Annotated in this window: 12 protein-coding genes and 3 tRNA genes; 3 read left to right on the forward strand and 12 right to left on the reverse strand. The window is 46.1% G+C overall.

The annotated features are described in order from the left end of the window. Positions 1-9: 9 nt before the first annotated feature. The 6 genes from thiD to F7D73_RS05050 form a co-directional block, all read right to left on the reverse strand. Positions 10-831 carry a bifunctional hydroxymethylpyrimidine kinase/phosphomethylpyrimidine kinase gene (gene thiD / locus F7D73_RS05025; protein ID WP_153122677.1) on the reverse strand — a complete coding sequence of 274 codons (822 nt, stop codon included), beginning with the start codon at positions 829-831 and terminating at the stop codon, positions 10-12. A gap of 69 nt (positions 832-900) precedes the next feature. After that, the gene (locus F7D73_RS05030) at positions 901-1,854 is read right to left on the reverse strand and encodes a glycoside hydrolase family 5 protein (protein WP_153122679.1); all 954 of its coding nucleotides are present in this window, start codon (positions 1,852-1,854) and stop codon (positions 901-903) included. A gap of 110 nt (positions 1,855-1,964) precedes the next feature. After that, positions 1,965-2,840 carry a radical SAM/SPASM domain-containing protein gene (locus F7D73_RS05035; RefSeq protein WP_153122681.1) on the reverse strand — a complete coding sequence of 292 codons (876 nt, stop codon included), beginning with the start codon at positions 2,838-2,840 and terminating at the stop codon, positions 1,965-1,967. A 77-nt stretch (positions 2,841-2,917) separates the two neighbouring features. After that, positions 2,918-3,002, reverse strand: a tRNA-Ser gene (locus F7D73_RS05040). 187 nt (positions 3,003-3,189) lie between these two features. Then, positions 3,190-3,274: transfer RNA gene (locus F7D73_RS05045), tRNA-Ser, on the reverse strand. 333 nt (positions 3,275-3,607) lie between these two features. Beyond that, positions 3,608-4,486 carry an FAD-dependent thymidylate synthase gene (locus F7D73_RS05050; RefSeq protein ID WP_153122683.1) on the reverse strand — a complete coding sequence of 293 codons (879 nt, stop codon included), beginning with the start codon at positions 4,484-4,486 and terminating at the stop codon, positions 3,608-3,610. A 109-nt stretch (positions 4,487-4,595) separates the two neighbouring features. Here F7D73_RS05050 and tsaA point away from each other — a divergent pair, with 109 nt between their 5' ends. After that, entirely contained in the window at positions 4,596-5,276 is a 681-nt protein-coding gene (gene tsaA / locus F7D73_RS05055; protein ID WP_153122685.1) for a tRNA (N6-threonylcarbamoyladenosine(37)-N6)-methyltransferase TrmO, read from the forward strand. Between the two features lie 9 nt (positions 5,277-5,285). Here tsaA and F7D73_RS05060 read toward each other — a convergent pair whose 3' ends face one another. From F7D73_RS05060 to sppA, 6 genes are all read right to left on the reverse strand, one after another. Then, positions 5,286-6,701, reverse strand: coding sequence for a glycoside hydrolase family 28 protein (locus F7D73_RS05060; protein ID WP_153122687.1), 1,416 nt, complete (start codon positions 6,699-6,701; stop codon positions 5,286-5,288). Between the two features lie 109 nt (positions 6,702-6,810). Further along, positions 6,811-6,883, reverse strand: a tRNA-Phe gene (locus F7D73_RS05065). A 92-nt stretch (positions 6,884-6,975) separates the two neighbouring features. Beyond that, positions 6,976-8,085 (reverse strand): thiamine-phosphate kinase, encoded by a 1,110-nt coding sequence (gene thiL, locus F7D73_RS05070; protein WP_153122689.1) that lies wholly within the window; start codon positions 8,083-8,085, stop codon positions 6,976-6,978. 80 nt (positions 8,086-8,165) lie between these two features. After that, on the reverse strand, positions 8,166-8,975 hold the full coding sequence (locus F7D73_RS05075; RefSeq protein ID WP_153122691.1) for a purine-nucleoside phosphorylase: 810 nt from the start codon (positions 8,973-8,975) through the stop codon (positions 8,166-8,168). Continuing rightward, positions 8,860-10,083, reverse strand: coding sequence for a tetraacyldisaccharide 4'-kinase (gene lpxK, locus F7D73_RS05080; RefSeq protein ID WP_153122693.1), 1,224 nt, complete (start codon positions 10,081-10,083; stop codon positions 8,860-8,862). Before lpxK ends, F7D73_RS05075 begins: the two co-directional genes overlap by 116 nt. A 35-nt stretch (positions 10,084-10,118) precedes the next feature. After that, positions 10,119-11,903 (reverse strand): signal peptide peptidase SppA, encoded by a 1,785-nt coding sequence (gene sppA, locus F7D73_RS05085; RefSeq protein ID WP_153122695.1) that lies wholly within the window; start codon positions 11,901-11,903, stop codon positions 10,119-10,121. Positions 11,904-12,065: 162 nt separating this feature from the next. Between sppA and axeA1 the strand changes: the two genes are divergently transcribed. Both axeA1 and F7D73_RS05095 read left to right on the forward strand, forming a co-directional pair. Continuing rightward, a complete protein-coding gene (gene axeA1, locus F7D73_RS05090) occupies positions 12,066-13,475 on the forward strand; it encodes an acetylxylan esterase AxeA1 (protein ID WP_153122697.1) in 1,410 nt (469 codons plus the stop codon). A 754-nt stretch (positions 13,476-14,229) separates the two neighbouring features. After that, a complete protein-coding gene (locus F7D73_RS05095) occupies positions 14,230-15,285 on the forward strand; it encodes a hypothetical protein (RefSeq protein WP_153122711.1) in 1,056 nt (351 codons plus the stop codon). Positions 15,286-15,312 lie beyond the last annotated feature (27 nt).

The raw sequence follows: 15,312 nt of genomic DNA on the forward strand, positions 1-15,312 counted from the left end.
GCTTTTTATCTATTTGGTAGAAAGTGTCTTGGGTTCGTAGAAATGGTTTACCGGACCGTGTCCATCTCCTATTTTTACGTCTTTTCCGGCGAGAATGGCTCCAGACAGGTAAGTCTTAGCCATGGCAATGGCGGTATTCATGTCCATTTCCTTTGCCAGATAAGATGTGATGGCAGATGACAGGGTGCAGCCGGTACCGTGGGTATTGCGGGTGTTGATGCTGAGACCCCGATAGCTGGTGATGAGTTTTCCTTCTTCGAAGAGATAGTCTATCTTTTCTTTTCCGTCGAAGTGACCACCTTTGATAAGTACGAATTTGCATCCCAGTTTGCTGATGGCTGAGGCTGCGGTCTTGATGTCTTCTGCATTCTGGATTTTCATTTCTGCCAGAATCTCTGCTTCGGGAATGTTGGGTGTCAGTAATGTGGCAAGAGGCAGAAGCTCTGAGATGAAGATATCCAGGGCATCCTCCTGCATGAGTCGGCATCCGCTGGTAGATACCATTACCGGGTCAATAACGAGATGCTGGTATTTTCCCTGATACTTCTTGAGGGTATTGGCAATGGCTTTGATGGTGTCACGGTCATTGACCATTCCTATCTTGATGGCATCCGGTTGGATGTCGTCCATCACGGCTTCTATCTGTCCTTTCACGATTTCCGGCTCTACGTTCTGTATGCCATATACCCCCTTGGTGTTCTGTACGGTGATGGCTGTAATGGCAGAAGCTGCGTATACGCCTAAGGCTGACATGGTCTTGATGTCTGCCTGGATACCAGCTCCTCCACAACTGTCAGAACCGGCTATTGTTAATGCTGTGTAGTATTTCATTTCTTACTCCTGTTGGTTAAATATAAAAAAACTTGGTACACTCTTGCTTGACAGGAGTGTACCAAGTGGCTAATTATTGTATTTTGTCAATGCTTCCTTTACCATTTTGCCCCATGGCTTGATAAGGTCTGGAGTCCAGTTGCCTGTAGCCTTGGCACGAGGTAGGAGCATGGAGCAGGTTTCGTCTTTGTCGCTTACCGACCAGTTTACCCAGCTCACCTTGTTCTTCTCCATGACATCGAGCCATTTCTGGTATTCCTCTGGAGCCAGAGGACCGTTGCCGGATGCTTCCATGCCGGCGCATTCTGATACGAATACAGGAAGTCCGCTCTTTACGGCTGCTTCTAGCTTGTCGCGCAGATAGTCCTTGTGTGTTGCTGCATAGAAATGCAGGGTATACATCACATTGCTTACACCGTCGATAGGACTTTTAGCAACAAGATCGATGTCCTGATCCCAATGTGGGCAACCCATCAGTATGATGTTGTCTGGATCATATTTCCTGATTTCGGTAATGATGGTCTTGGCGTAGACCTTCAGGTCTTCCCATTTGTCCTCTACGGGTTCGTTGTAGAGTTCATAGAGTACGTTTGGATACTTACCGTATTTCTGTGCCATCTTGCCGAAGAAGGCTTTGGCTTCCTCTGTGTGCATTTTGTGTGCGTGCCAGTCGATGATTACGTATGTGCCGTTCTTGATGGCGGCATCTACTACCTGCGTGATGCATTTCATGGCAAAGTCAGGGTTCTCCAGATAGTTGTCTTCTATCTGAATGCCCATCGCTGCACGGATGATGTTGGCATGCCAGTCAGTGGCGAGCCATTTTACGGCTTGCTTGTTGTAGAATCGGGGCCAGATGTTGTGCCATCCCAGGCTCACGCCTCTCAATACTACAGGGTTTCCACTCTGGTCGCATAGTTGCGCTCCCTTTACCTGCAGTTGTCCCCATTGTTTTACTGGACTGACTGCATACAATTGTGCCATACAGAAGATGGCAACAATAATGGTCATTAGTTTTTTCATTATGTTCTATTATTGTTAAAAATATACTGTCGTTTCTTGCGACATAAAATCGTTGCAAATGTACGATTTATATTTGAAATAACCAAATATTTTTGCGATAAAGTTTCATGTCAGCTTCTTGCCTTGCCTCGAAAACTGTTTTTTACCAATGCCGACTCGCAGTTTTCGCAGAGGGCTTCGGTTGCCGTATGGTGCTTGAACCCCTCTATCATAGCTTGGGCTCTTTCTGAAGAAAGAATCTCTTCCAGGGATTGATGCAGGAGATTTCCCAGTGCAATATCTCCGTTATGGTCCAGACAGCAAGGCACCAGGGTGCCGTCTGCAAGTACGCCAATCTGTTTGATTAAAGCCTTGCAGAAAACTTCCCGTTTCTTTTCTTCTTCGTTCTTGCTGTTCCTGATATCGTTTTCGAAGTTGGGCCATTCGAATTTTCTGTCGAATTCCAGATAAAGGTTGTCGCAGAGGCGGTAACCGTCTGGGCGTTCCTTCCAGGGTTTAGGAGCATATTTTTCGATGAGTCTCATTACTTCTTCGTTTTCCTTGTCTCTTCCGCCCTGGTTCCAAAGTCTTAGTACGATGCAGGTTCCCTTTGCAGCAGCTTGTGTAGAGAAGGTCATCACCTCGTCCATATAGCTGGGCAGTTCCCCCTTGGCATTGCTTTCGTGCGAATGTAGCGAGAGTTGTATTTTGTGGGGAAGTGTATCGAGAAGTTCCATGGCACGATGCAGCAGGGTTCCGTTCGATGTCAGTACAGTCTTGAATCCCTTTTCTCTTGCCGTCGTGATAAACTGTGGCAGGAGAGGGTGGAGCAGTGGTTCTCCCATCAGGTGAAAATAAAGGAAGCATACCTTGCCTTTGAGCTTGTCTGTGAGCTGGTTGAATTCCTCTGCGGTCAACTGTCTCTTTTCCCTGGTATGTTTAGGGCAGAAGTGGCAGTTGAGATTGCATGTATTGGTTATTTCTATGTAACAGCGATCTATCATCATTTCTTTTTATATGGTATTATATATTGTATAGCTAAATACTAAAAAAGCCTTCTGAAATTTCTTTCAGAAGGCTCTTGCGGAGAGAGAGGGATTCGAACCCCCGGTACCTCTCGGTACGACGGTTTTCAAGACCGTTGTAATCGACCACTCTACCATCTCTCCAAATTCGGTCGGATGACTATAGCTTGGTTTTCTTAAGCGGGTGCAAAGGTACGATATTTTTTTGAATCCACCAAATATTTCGGCAACTTTTTTTGATTCTTACTGCTAAAAGTGAAAAGTAGGGGGAGAATGATAAGGGGGTATAGAAATGAAAAAGCCTTCTGAAATTTCTTTCAGAAGGCTCTTGCGGAGAGAGAGGGATTCGAACCCCCGGTACCTCTCGGTACGACGGTTTTCAAGACCGTTGTAATCGACCACTCTACCATCTCTCCAAATTCGGTCGGATGACTATAGCTTGGTTTTCTTAAGCGGGTGCAAAGGTACAATGTTTTTTTGATTCCACCAAATTTTTTGGAAACTTTTTGAGAAAAAACATCAAAAAACTTAAAATGATACCTCTAAACCTATACTGTATCTACCTTTCAGATACGAAAAAGGGCTACCGCTGTAGCCCCAACCTTGATAACCTTAAATCTAATACTATGAAAAACACGTTGCAAATATAGTAAATTATTCTATTCGTTATGTACGAAAAATAGAAAATCTACTTCTTTGCCGTGCTTTTTTGTGTTTTTTAACCAAACTTTCGTATAAGGGGAAGTTCTTTATTTCAGATATCCCTTCTTCTTGAATTCCTCCATCAGTGGCAAGGCGAGAACCTTGGCATCTGGGTGAGGAGCACCTGTTGTGCCTAGGGCACGAAGGTCGAAGAAATGCTTCCAGTCGCTGATGAAAGCGGTGTGAACCAACTCGGTGTTGCAATCCAATGGTAAGATGGCACGTGCCTCTTGTGGCTTGCAACCGGCCTTTATCAGTTGCATGTAGGCAAACTCGGCTGCTTCATTGGCAAAAATCCATGTGGTCAGCTTGTTCCATTCTGCTGAACGGTTTTCTGCAATGTCCAGACAGAGGTCGGACAACTGGTAGTCACTGGGATCTTCTGAGCCGTCGAAACCTTCTGCCGCTACCCATGTAGGGAGGTTGATGGTTATTTCGTTGTCGAATTTGTTCTTCGAATAGTTGCAGTATCTCGTGCTCTGCTCTGCCATGGAGTTGGCACGGTGACGGTTGTATTCACGGGTAATACTGATCTGGGTAGTGAAATGAACCGTGATGCGCAACTCGTGTTTGCCTTCCTCATAGTCGGTGAGGTATTTCAAGTCGTCCATCGCCTTGTTTTCTGCCAACACTCTCAGGTTGGTGGTGATGTAGTCCTTGCCATCGATGGTGTTGCAGCGGGAGAACTTGTTGTTGAGATAAAGTGGAAGCTCCCCGTGGTTGCACACAAGATAGATGGTGCCATGTTCCAGCATGGCATAATGTTCACTCTCTATCATGCGACCGACAAAAGGCTTTGCCGAATCATCGGTTGTGTTGTTCTCACTTTTGTAGCAAACTCTTCCTGCGCGTTCTATCTGTTGATAGACGCCGAGCTCTCCTGGTTTCTGCAACCAGATTTCATACGATGGTCTTTGTATTTTCATTGTTTCTGTTATTTGTTCTGATTGCAAAGGTACATTTTTTTATGCATACTGCAAAATAAATATCTCCTTTTTTCGTACTTAATATTATAATGTATAATAATGAGAAGATATGGAGATAAAACCGATAGCACATTTTCGCTCACCGTTCAGCAGTAAGTTTGGTATTCCTAAGCAGGCTGGACTGGTGGCTGAACTCGAAGGTCAGATAGTTTTTGAACCGGAGTATCGCAATCCTGATGCCCTTCGTGGCATGGAGGGTTTCGACTACCTTTGGCTGATTTGGGAATTTTCTGCCAATAAGCACAAAGCCAATAGTCCGGTGGTTCGTCCTCCGGTATTGGGGGGCAATGAGAAGGTGGGAGTCTTTGCTACCCGCAGTCCCTTTCGTCCCAATAATATAGGATTGTCGTCTGTCAGAATTTCGGGAATTGAGTGGGAGACCAGTAAAGGACCTGTTATTCATGTAAAAGGGGCCGACCTCATGGACATGACTCCGATATATGATATCAAGCCTTATGTGGTATATGCCGATTGTCATCCGGATGCCCGAAGCGGGTTTGTTGATGAACGCAGGTGGGATAAGTTGCAGGTAGAAATATCTGATACGGTAAAAAACTTTCTGCTGTCTCAGGGCATGACGGAAGAAAAGATCGGGATTCTGAAAGAGGTACTGGCGCAAGATCCTCGTCCGCATTATCAAAAAGACCCTCATAAGGTATATGGAATGCCTTATGAGGGTATGGATATTCACTTCACGGTCTGCAATCAGATACTTACCGTAGTGAAGTAGTCGTTTGCTTTACTTTGCGAAAGTAGCAAAGTGTACGTTGTCGAGCTTGATCTTGCAGGCATCGTCAATATCCTGTGCCTGGTTGTTGTAGAAGATGTATGCGTTCTTGACAGTGATGTCGTGAACCATACCTTCTGCTCCGTGGGCAACGATACCGTTCTTGCAGCCACGCACATAGATGTCGCTCATGTGGATGTCCTGGAAGTTTGGCAGGTACTCCTGTTTTACTGGGGCTGCCTGCTTCTTTGCTCCCACGTGGTTGTCCCAGTAGGTGGTCTCGAAGGTGATGGCATCTCCTGTAATATCGGTCATATAGATATGGTCGATGAAGATGTTCTCTGATGTACCGCCCCTCTTCACGGAACTCTTGAAACGCAGGCCGGCGTCGGTTCCCTGGAAGGTGTTGTTGCGTACTACGATGTTCTTCATGCCGCCACTGAACTCACTGCCGATGACAAAACCGCCATGGGCATGATAAACGGTGTTGTCCTGGATGTTGATGTTTTCACAAGGACCGGCAGCAACACCGGCAGCACCTGCGCCACCCTTCATGCAGATACCGTCATCACCTGCATCTACCATGTTGTTGACGATGAGTACGTCCTTGCAGCTTGAGATGTCGATGGCATCACCATTCTGTGCATTCCAAGGACATTTTACGGTAATACCGTCGATAATCACGTTCTTGCATCGGGTAGGGATGAGGTGGAAGCGGGGACTGTTCAGGAGCGTGACGCCCTGGACCAGCACGTTTTCGCAACTGGTGAATCGGATCATGTGGTTGCGTACCTTTTCCTGGTCATCAATGTTGTCAACAACATTTGGAGTATGTTTCAGATGGAGCGGATACCAGATGTCGCCTTTCTCGTTGAGGGTACCACCCATCTGCTTGAACTGGTTCCATTCCACATCGCTCACCTTGCTTCTCTTCACCGGTCTCCACCATTCACCGTTTCCGTCGATGGTTCCTTCACCGGTGATGGAAATGTTCTTGCGCTTGCTGGCATTGATGGCAGGTGTGGCGCGGTTCTCCTTCTTTCCGGTTTCTTCGTCTATCTTGATGAGGTCGTTCTTGTCTTCAGAGAATACGATGATGGCATTCTTCTCCAGATGCAGGTCGATGTTGTCTTTCAGAGAGATGAGTCCTGTGAGATAGATACCTGCAGGCACGTTCAGATGACCACCGCCCATTTTGCTCAGTTTGCTGATAGCCTTGGCAAAGGCTTGGGTGTTCATCGCCTGTCCGTCTCCATTGCCGCCACATTCCAGAATACTTACGTGGTTGTCAGGAATAGAAGGAAGAGTAGGCTGTTGCATTTGTACTGGCAAGTTTTGATAATACTTGCTGTAGTCTTTGGCTTCGATGGCAGATACCGTAGTTGCCATTCCGAAGATTGCCAATAAAGAAATCAAAATCTTCTTCATAAGTCTTTAAGTATTGCTTATATTGTTTGTAATATCTGTTTCGTTAGTTCCTTTATGCGAAAAAGGCGGCTCTAACCGAAGTTAGAAACCGCCTAAATGAAAGGAGGAGTGGTACCACCAGGAATCGAACCGGGGACACAAGGATTTTCAGTCCTTTGCTCTACCAACTGAGCTATGGCACCATTTCTTTTGCGGTTGCAAAGGTACAATAAAAATTTAAATTGAGCAAGAGAAAACGAAATATTTTCTCTTGCTTAATGTTTATTAACTAAATCTAGTCTTTCAAAGGATTCCAACCCTGAGCTTTGAGCTCGAATTCCTGACCATCTCGTGTGATGAGGAATTTGCCCAGGCTCTCCTTGGTGATGTAGCCTATCTGCTTCACGCCTTCCATCTCCTCGATTTTGGCATGGTCACCAATAGGTACTGTGAAGAGAAGTTCATAGTCTTCGCCACCGTTCATGGCACAGGTGGTGAGGTTCATGTTGAATTCCTCTGCCTGTACGGCTGTCTGGTAGTCGATAGGGATGTTCTTCTCGTACACTCTGCATCCGCAATGACTCTGTTCGCAGATATGCATCAGTTCACTGCTCAGTCCGTCGCTGATGTCCATCATGGCTGTAGGACGGATTCCTGCTTCTCTCAGTTGGGCAATGATGTCGCCACGTCCTTCCGGTTGAAGCTGTCTTTGCAGTAAGTATTCCTTGCCGGCAAAGTCGGGCTGGAAGTTGCGCATCTCTGCCAGGTCTCGGTTGAGGGCAGCCAGCTTTTGGTCGTCTCCCTTTGCCTTGGCTTCTGCCATCTTCTTGCGGATGTCTTCCACCTGTCCGTAGTATACTGCTTTTTCCCGCTCCAGCAACTGAAGTCCCATATAGGCTGCACCTAAGTCGCCCGAAACGCAGATGAGGTCGGTCTCCTTCGCACCACTGCGGTAAACGATGTCTTCTTTGTTGGCCTCACCGATGCAGGTAATGCTGATGGCAAGACCTGTAAGCGAAGAGGTGGTATCTCCACCCACGATGTCAATGCCCCATTTGTCGCAAGCCATGCGCAGACCTTTGTAGAAATCATCCAGGTCTTCAACTTTGAAGCGCTTGCTCAATGCGATGCTTACTACCATCTGTCTGGGGGTTCCGTTCATGGCGAAGATGTCACTGATGTTCACCATCGCACTCTTGTAACCCAGGTGCTGCATGTCGATATAGGTGAGGTCGAAATGTACTCCCTCCATCAGCATGTCTGTAGTAATGAGCACTTCCTTGTCCGGATAGTGCATCACGGCACAGTCATCGCCTACACCGTAGACGGTAGAAGCGTTTTTGTTTTCATATCCTTTGGTGAGATGGTCGATGAGACCAAATTCACCCAACTTTGCTATATCCAATTTTTTACTTTGAACTTTGAATGTTTAACTTTGAACTTTATGATTAGCATCGGAAGCAGGAAAAAGCTGGAGTCCAGCTTTTAGCTTCTGCGAATCATTTCTCGCATAATCTCAGTCATCTTTGGCTGGGCGGCATTGGCTGCAATCTGTACCTCCTCATGGCTCACCTCTACAGGAACGTCGAAGCCACCGAGGTCGGTGATGATACTGATGCCGAACACCTTAATGCCGCTATGGCGAGCCACGATAACCTCTGGTACGGTACTCATACCTACTGCGTCACCGCCTAAGATGCGATACATGCGATACTCTGCAGGAGTCTCAAAGGTAGGACCCTGAACACCTACATATACACCATGCTTGATGTGGATGTCTTTCTCCTTGGCAATCTCGTCAGCCAAATCACGCAACTGCTTGTCGTAAGCCTCGTGCATGTCAGGGAATCGGGGACCGGTAGGGAAGTTCTTGCCCCGCAGCGGATGCTCTGGGAAGAAGTTGATATGGTCGTCGATAATCATCAGGTCACCGATTTCGAAGTCAGGATTCATACCTCCAGACGCATTGCTTACGAAGAGGGTCTCGATGCCCAGTTCATGCATCACGCGCTCAGGGAAGGTAACCTCCTTCATGTTATATCCTTCATAGTAATGGAATCTGCCTTCCATTGCCATGATGTCCTTGCCGCCCAGCTTACCGAAGATGAGCTTGCCGGCATGGCCTTCTACGGTAGAAACCGGGAAGTTGGGTATCTCGCTGTATGGAAATTCATAACTATCAGTTATTTCTGAAGCTAATTGTCCTAGACCGGTTCCCAGAATGATTGCCGTTTTCGGACTTGTTGTCATCCTTTCTTTTAGCCAGGATGCTGTTTCTTGAATTTTTTCGTACATAGCTAATGATTTTTTCGTTAAAATTATCTTGTTGCTCCAGCATGAAGCTTACCTTGATAGGCAGTTCATACATGCTTTCTTTTACAGTTTCGTAGAGTCCCTCTGTATCTCTCAGTCTCACGGCGTCTTTTTCTGTCGTAATGATGATACGAGGTTCCGGCATGGCTTCGAAGGTGCTGTTGATGCGGTCGATATCCTTGCGCTTAAACTGATGGTGGTCACCGAAGGAGAGGGTCTGTACTCCCTTTGCCATTGGCTTGATGTCGTGTTCCATCTGTTTGGGTGATGCAATACCCGTCAGGAGCAGCACATGATAGTCGGTCATTCCCGTCAGGGCAGGGTCTTTCACTTCTTCCTCTTCATCGCTCTTGATTTCCTTTGGCTTCAGTTCCTTGCTGTTGAATACGCCCTTTGGGGTATCATAGTCAATGCAGGTGAAGTAGAGCTTCTGGAAAGGGTAGAGGTTCATCGCCTTGGTCAGCACTCTGAACTCCATCGGTTTCAGGTCCTTCGGACATTTGGTGATGATCACGATGTCGGCACGGTTCTTTCCGCTCAGGGGTTCGCGGAGCCTTCCTGCCGGCATCATCTTGTCATAGATGATGAGACGGTGATAATCTACCAGCAGGATGTTGATGCCTGGCTTGACATAGCGATGTTGGAAGGCATCGTCCAGCAATACCACATCCACGTTCTTGGTTTCCCCGTCGTTCTGCAGATGGTCAATACCTCTTACTCTTTTGGCATCTACTGCAACATAGATGTCCTTGAATTTCTGGTGCATCTGGAAGGGTTCATCGCCAATCTCTGTCATCTCGGTATTTTCATCGGCTAGCACATAGCCGTGACTCTTTCGTTTGTAGCCACGAGATAGTACGGCAATTTTCACTTTGTCGTGAAGTAATCGGATAAGATATTCCACATGGGGAGTCTTTCCCGAACCACCCACGGTAATATTGCCCACAGAGATAACCGGTATCGAGAATGCTCTGCTCTTCTTCAGTCCGATGTCGAAGAGCCAGTTGCGGAATCTCACGATGGAACCGTATATCCAACTCAGTGGTAATAACCAATCATTGACCTTGATAAGATCACCTTCTGTTCTCATGTCTCTCTCCTTTGTTTTTTACACCTTATTATATATTAATGTATATTGAGCACGAATGGCATGGCTGCCTGCACTGGCTCCTTCTCCTTGATGCTGCGAATCAGCATGAATGGTTTGTATAGGTCGCCTAATGTCAACTGCAGCTGTTCGTCGAGATAGCTGCCGCCATTGCCCGACAGTTCGCCCATCAGCTGGGTGAGCCAGTCGGCTGCCATAGGATACTCGGTAGTACCATAGTCTGAAATCTTTGCCAGTTGGGCTGCCTTGGCAACAGCATCGTCCAGACTGCCGAAACCGTCTATCAGCTTGATGTTCTTGGCGTCTGTTCCCAACCATACTCTTCCCTGTGCGATATTCTCTACCTGGTTCACGCTCATCTTTCTGCCGTCAGCTACACGCTTACGGAAGAGGGCATAACCGCGGTTCACGTATCCTTGCATGCAGGCAATCTCGTCGGCTGTCCATGGACGGCTGCTTCCTCCGGCTCCATAGCTGCTGTTCTTGTTGGTCTTCACCTCGTCATACTTGAATCCCAACTTCTTGGTCATCAGCTCGCTGAAGTCTGGCAGGGCACCGAAGATGCCGATACTGCCGGTCAGGGTAGTAGGCTGTGCCATGACATATCTGGCTCCCATACTCATATAGTATGCACCTGATGCTGCCATTCCTCCCATGGAAACCACCACAGGCTTCTTCTTGTTCAACTCACTGACGGCACGCCAGATCTGCTCTGAAGCGTAGGCGTCGCCACCGCCCGAATTGATGCGGAGTACAACAGCCTTGATGCTCTCGTCATCACCCAGGGCCTGCAAGTCTTTGATGACCGTGGTGCTGACAATCTGCTCTTCATTCCCGTAGAGGCTAGGAGTAGCTGTGCTGACAATGCTTCCGGAACAGTAATATACGGCAATCTGGTCGGCAAGGATATTGCTGTCGTCAATAGCAGCATTCACGTCAGCCATTGATACTTGCTTGATCTTGTCGTCAGTATTCAGTCCGAGCTGCTTCTTGACCACGTCCCTGATTTCATCGTAATAGCAGAATCCGTCTACCATCTTGCGGGACTTCAGGAGCTTGCTGTCTTCAAATACCATCAGACCGTCGGCATAATGGTTCAGCGAATCCTTGTTGATGCCGCGGCTCTTGCTGACGTCGGTAAGCACCTTCTGCCAGAGTCCGGTTACGTATCGGGTAACCTGCTCGCGGTTGGCATCGCTCATCTTGTCCTCGGTATACATTTCTGTGAAGCTCTTGTACTTGCCCACCTTTACGATATTGAAATGAACGCCAAACTTAGCTGCCACATCTTTTATATATTGTGTCTGCGAGGCAATACCATGCCAGTCTACCATACCTTCCGGGTTGATGTAGACCTTGTTGGCAACAGATGCCAGGTAATAGCCTCCTTGAGTATATTGGTCACCGTATGCGATGATCCACTTGCCGCTCTTCTTGAAGTCAGCCAGTGCATCACGAATTTCCTGAAGTGTCGCATAGTCAGAAGTCAGGACACCGGTTTCCAGATAGATTCCCTTCACCTTGTCTTCATTCTTGGCCTTCTTGATGGCAGAGAGAATGTTGTTCATGCCAAGGTTGTTGAACTTGTCTCCTGTCAGTTCACCCAGCCAGTTGTCCTCAACTCTGTCGCTGATCTGCCCCTGCAACTTGAGCACCATCACCGAATTGTCTTTCAGTGAAGGTTTGCTGCTGCTTGCTGCTACCATACCAATGAGGCAGATGAATCCGAGTATCGCCATGATGATACTGAATCCGAAGATACCAACGATGGTGGCTGCTACATTCTTGAAAAATTGTTTCATAATAATGCCAATATTTAAATTATAGCTGCAAATATAATAAAAAAGCGACAAACGACAAAGAGATTTGGACAAAATAACCGAAAATTGTTGAAAATATAACATAGTATTAACAAAAAAATGCGTATCTTTGCCGGAGATTTAAGAAACTAATAAGATAAGACAATGAAAAAGATGGTTATTTCTTCTGTGCTGATGTTATGTGCTTTGTCTGCATTGGCACAATCTACAGCCCGCAAATTCGTACTGAAAAACAGTGCTGACGGTCAGAGCGAGCTGACTTGTTATTTACCTCAGAACCCTTCAGGTCGTGCTGTGGTTGATTGTCCTGGTGGTGGCTATTCTCATCTGGCAATGGATCATGAGGGTCATCAGTGGGCTGAATATTTCAACAGGCAGGGTATTGCTTTCTTTGTGTTGAAGTATCGTATGCCTAAGGGCGACCGTAACATTCCTTTGAGTGATGCCTATCAGGCTATGCGCACGGTTCGTGACAGTGCTGCTGTCTGGCATATCAATAAGGAGGATGTGGGAATCATGGGCTTCTCGGCTGGTGGTCATCTGGCTTCTTCTGTCAGTACGCATGCTGAATATGATGCCCGTCCTAATTTCTCCATTCTCTTCTATCCGGTCATTTCCATGGATGAGCGCATCACCCATAAGGGTTCCTGTGTCAATTTCCTGGGCGAGGAGCGTAAGACCAATCCTCAGCTGGTGAAGGAATGGTCTAATGATAAGGCAGTTCGCCGCCATCTTACTCCCCGTGCCATTATCCTGATGTCGAGTGATGATGAGGTGGTTCCGCCGGTTACCAATGGTGTGGCTTATTATTCTGCCATGCGGAATGAGGGTAATGAATGTACGATGCATGTTTATCCTACCTGCGGTCATGGCTGGGGCTTCCGTGATGCAGCTCACGGTTTCCCTTATCACGAGCAGATGTTAAACGACCTTACTTCCTGGCTGAATCATTTCCAGGGTCCAAAGGAGGATGCGGTCCGTGTGGCTTGTATCGGTAATTCCATCACCGATGGCTTTGGAATAGGAATGGCACCTGTCAAGGGATATCCTGCCGTTTTGCAGAAGAAGTTGGGGGATGGTTATCAGGTGAAGAACTTTGGTGTTTCTGCCCGTACCATGATGAATAAGGGTGACTTGCCTTACATGAACGAACTGGCGTGGAGAGATGCGCAGGCTTTCAATCCTAACATTGTGATTATCAAGTTGGGAACCAACGATAGCAAGACTCATAATTGGGTGCACGGAGCAGATGAATATCGCCAGAGCATGCAGGCGATGATAGATACCTTGAAGGCATTGCCTAGTAAGCCGAAAATCTATCTCTGTTCACCGATACCTGCCTTTAAGGACACTTGGACTATCAACGATAGCGTGATTGTGAATGGCGAAATGCCAATCATCAAGAAACTCGCCAAAAAGAATAAGTGTCAGTTCATCGATCTCCATACTTCATATACCTATGGTGATATGATGCTGAATGATGGTATTCATCCGAATGCCAAGGGAGCAGCGAAGATGGCAGATATCATCTTTGATGCGATAGAGAAAAAATAAAAAGGTATATGAGCTGCTGACTCTGATACCTTGATAAATAGGGGCATCTTTGTTTCTTTGAAAGAGACAGAGGTGTCCCTATTATTTTTATGAGCCACAAAAAAAGGATAAAAAGAGGGATTTCGTAAAATGAACCAAAATGAACCAATTTTTCTGAATCTCTACATAAAAGATACAGAAATTCAGAAAACCTTTTATCTATCAACGACTTAGAAGATTGTATATGAAAAGAATAGTAAAAAAATGTTGATTTTCGTAGAACGATATTAATTTTTTAACACGCATAATTTGCTAGTTTCCAACATTTTTCGTATTTTTGCAAGGAGATTCTATATCTCTTATGTAGAGATTCTTAAGAACGAAGATAATAATAATATAAGTGTGGCTTTCATATAAGCGAAGCGTATGATACACAATTTGCTAAACACGGGCTTACCTGCATCATGTATGCAGAAGGCTGAAAGACATAAAAGTATTGAAGATTAGTGGAAGTTAGTCTATTGATTTTTCAATGCTGTGATACATATCACAACCCTAATAATCCGGGGAGAGAAATCTTTTCAGGAGAAACCGAGGTATATTCAGCAGCCAACTAAAGATAACATTCACCTACTCTTCATTCTTCCTTCTTCGCTCTTCATTCTTCGCTCTTCATTCATCACTCTTCACTCAAATTATGTGGTTTATAGTCAATACAGACAAATTTCAAGAACAAAAAACGAAAGAGTTTCTTGAAAAAACATATCCAGGCATAGTGAAGTTTGTCTATCTGCCCAAATGCCGAACGAAGTATGTCAATGCCCAGGGAGAAGAACGCTTCCGTTTTCGCCCGTTGATATATGGTTTGCTGTTTATCAAGGCAGACAGCATCAAGGTTTTGAAGAAAATACTGACACCTTGGGGGTATTTCGTCTACGAAGATATCATCCGTAGTCTGGAAACAGGCGAACAACAGAAAGAAAAGCTAGTCTCAAGAGCACATCTTCTTTGTAAGGATGTCAAGAACTTATCCACGGATGACATTGTCAAAACTGCCACTATTCCAGATGAAGACATGGAGCATTTTATTTATTTCAGTGATAAAGTGGCAGATGGCATAGAGGGACTGAGTATAGTAGATAAGCGATATGATGACCTCATTCAGGAGAATGATACCGTCCGCATATTCAGTGGACCTTTGGCTGGTTGGGTTGGCGTGGTCAAGCAAATCAAGAACAAGGGCAAGAAAGACCGCCATCTTTTTGTGCGATTTGGTAATAATCTCTGTCTCAGTTTTTCCAACGTTCGTCAATACGATATGCAGGTAGAGCATGAGGCAACAAAGGGACCGAAAGCAGAGGCTGTGGGCGTGTGGCGTGCCATCGACCAGATGGTTGGTTATCTTCAGGCAAAACAGCCTTCCGAGAATGCATGTCAAACATTGCGCACTCTTTTTTTGGATTATCAAAAGAGATTGCCTGTCTATCGCAATCAGGGTATGTCGGATTTGGCATACGAAAACAAGAAAGAAAAGAACACGGTTGCCCAGCAGCAAAAGGTTTTGGATCAGATAGACAAAAGAATGCGAAATAACTTCCGTGTTCTTTCCAATTACTTGAAGGCAGGTGAAATCACCCTGGAAAAGTGGTTGAAAGACCTGATTCCTGATGCCCCATTACGTCCATTTCTTACACCTACTTCTGGAGCAATCATCCCGGAAGGACATGATTATACGGTGTTGCATCATCATGGAATCACGGAGTTAATCCTCCGCTGTAATCTTCGGGATGTCTTCCAGGATAAGGGGGAGACCGTCCGAAAACTTAATTAGGGAAGCAAACAACTGAATTGAGCATTT

Source organism: Segatella copri (genome assembly GCF_009494395.1).
Taxonomy (GTDB): domain Bacteria; phylum Bacteroidota; class Bacteroidia; order Bacteroidales; family Bacteroidaceae; genus Prevotella.